A 2,671-nucleotide genomic window follows, 5' to 3' on the forward strand; every position below is an offset into this window, starting at 1 on the left:
ATTCCGCGCATGAGCGAGCAATCGTTAGCTCGGATGAAAAATCGGGCCCTGGTCCGGTTGGCCGGGAAGCCGGAGATCCGCCAGGGATATGCCTTCCCTCAGGCGGCCCGTGAGATTTACTTCGATATTGAGGATGATCCGACGCGAGGGCTGGTGTATCTGTTTGGAATGGTGATCAAAGATGGGAGTGGGGAGCCACGATTTACGTACTTCGTGGCGAAGAGCCAAGAGGAGGAGGAGCCGACAGTCCGAGCGTTCTGGGAATTCCTGGGTGCAGGTCGGGGAGACGTCTATTATGTGTATTCGCACAAGGAGCGGACAACGCTCCGGATGCTGAAGGACCGGTATGGGTTGGACGAAGCGGTGTTCGAAAAGTACAAAGCCAGCGAATTTGATCTCTACCAGAAACTAGTGGTCGAGTACTCCGATTGGCCGACCTATTCCTATGGCATCAAGCAGATCGCCAAGCTGCTCGGATTCAAATGGCGAGATCCTGATCCTTCCGGGGCTAACTCCATTGCCTGGTACAACGAATACCTCAAAAATCCATCGAACCAAGCTGCGCTTCAACGGATCATCAAATACAACGAGGATGATTGCCGGGCAATGGTGGCGGTGAAGGAATATTTTGAAAGCGTGGCTCAAGGAGGGCCTCACTCGCAGTCAGGGAGTGCTAGTAGTGTAGATCCAATTTGTTGAGATCCAGCGTGGTGGCTGGTCCTATGATCTGTCTGGTTGGACAAGGGGCGCGCCGAAATCGACCATTTTGGCCGCGCCGTGACCCGTTGCAAGGAAGATCTTCGGAGGCAGAAAGTAACCCCGTGGGATGGTCTCTTAGGCTGCCAAGTCGATCAAGGTCGTGCTCTTCGAACCCCGTGTAAGTGCGACGTACAGGTCCCTGTAGTTCCCCCAGTTCTTTTGCCAATTTGGGCTACGGAGGATCACGGCATGATCAAACTCCAGTCCTTTCACCAGTAGCGTGCTACCAATGCTGCGATGGATGTGGCTGCGGCTTTGGTACTTTCGTTGTGCGATCTCCTCAGCGTACAGGTGTTTCAGATCGGAATGTGACTCAAGATGCCTTTCAAGGACGCATTTCAGGGCGCTTACCGATTCCCAGAGCTTACATCGGACTCCGTTGGTTCCTTCAATATACTCCAACAGGTCGAACAACAAAGGTGGGGTGGTTTCTGCGGTGTGCCTTTGACAGAGCACTCGTCTGTCAGTGCGCTGCGGGCGCTGACGTTCGCCCTTAAGAATCTTGCGCATAAAACGCTTGTCGTCGCCAGGCAAACCCCCATAGGCTCTGGTTATAAACTCCTCCGCCTCCTTCGCTTTCTCTGACGGGGACCCGTCCGCAAGCCCGATGACTAGCCTTCGCAACGCGCTGAGTTCGTTGGGCTCGAGCACGCGGTAGCTGTGGTTGACCAAGGCCGTTTCTATGCCAGCAGGTAGGGGTCTGGCTTTCGGACTGATCACACAGACCCTACCCTGTCTTGCGTAAGTTTGACGAATAAGCTCAGGGCCAAGATCGCTGTATGGAACGGTCCGTCTTTCTATCGGAGATTGGCGATAATCAGGTTCACGGTTCTGCCGGAAAACTGATCGCGCGTCCAAGAGCCAGCGGCCGAGCGGTTCATTTCCCGCCTTTATCCATCTGTGCGGCGTCGCCAACGTGCCTAGGTCATTGACAAACTCGGCTCTCACGTCGGCCCAGCCAATGAGCGGATCGTCGCGAAAGCCGAAAACACCTTGAAGGTCGTCCCCAAGCACGCGGCATGGCAGAAGTTGCTTCAGTTGGATGATCAGCTTGTGCATGGGAACCGTGCAGTCCTGGTATTCGTCCACAATGAGACCTGTGTACGAGTTTAGAATGCCCTGTCTGACAAATCGCTTTTCTAGGAGAGTGGACATTCCCGCGTACACATTGTTCCATTCGGCGATCTCGGTTGATCCCTGGTAAGCCGCGTTGTTCGGGTATTTACTGACCCAGCCCCAGGACCATCCCGCAATCGTATCAACGTGGTATTTCGCCGTCGGGACGGAGTGTTGTCGGAAACGTTGGCGTAACGCGTCAACGCCTGCATGCGTATGGGTCAGAACAAGCTGCCGACCATCGCAGTATCCGCCGACCGTTCTGACTATCGCGTCGGTCTTTCCGCAACCCGCTGGCGCCTCGACAAAGCCCGATGACGCATGCGCTATGGCCCGATAAACCTCATCATTCATTTTGTTGTATCCACTGCCACAAGCCATTCAAGCGCGTCTTGAGTATGCTTGCGTCAGGCATGATCGGAAGGGCAAAAGCAAAAGCTGTTTCGGCATAATCAATGCGCTTAATCCATTTGTGGTCATGGGCCAAATCTCCGATCACGCGCCTAAGAACGATGCTGTCAGGCCAGACCGCAGGATCGGGATCTAGATTCTGCGCGGCAATGCGCTGATCTTTTCTGATGGAATCAATGATAGTTGCATGTTGCAGGGTGTCGTGGTTGTCACTGATGAGCTTCAAAATCAGAGGGATGTGATCCCACGGCAAATCGGCGAAGAGTTGGTGCTCTGTGGAGTTGCCGCTTTCCCACTGACAAATGTAGGCACCACTCTCTCGGAGGTGTTCGACATCTTCCGTGCTTAGCTGGTCCGGCGCATCATTGTCACACAGAACGGCGGT

At 54.4% G+C, this 2,671-nt stretch carries 3 protein-coding genes; 1 reads left to right on the forward strand and 2 read right to left on the reverse strand.

Annotated elements, in window-relative coordinates:
- On the forward strand, window positions 1-699 hold a 699-nt coding region (locus tag ACOSYY_RS14880; protein WP_421663315.1), incomplete at its 5' end, for a TM0106 family RecB-like putative nuclease.
- 135 nt (window positions 700-834) lie between these two features.
- On the opposite strand, the gene ACOSYY_RS14885 is transcribed toward ACOSYY_RS14880, so the two are convergent.
- Both ACOSYY_RS14885 and ACOSYY_RS14890 read right to left on the reverse strand, forming a co-directional pair.
- Entirely contained in the window at window positions 835-2,229 is a 1,395-nt protein-coding gene (locus ACOSYY_RS14885; protein WP_421663316.1) for a DEAD/DEAH box helicase family protein, read from the reverse strand.
- Window positions 2,222-2,671, reverse strand: a 450-nt coding sequence (locus ACOSYY_RS14890) for a hypothetical protein (RefSeq protein ID WP_421663317.1), incomplete at its 5' end; no start/stop codon positions are given. The genes ACOSYY_RS14885 and ACOSYY_RS14890, both read right to left, overlap by 8 nt.

It is taken from the genome of Nitrospira sp. BLG_2 (assembly GCF_049222245.1).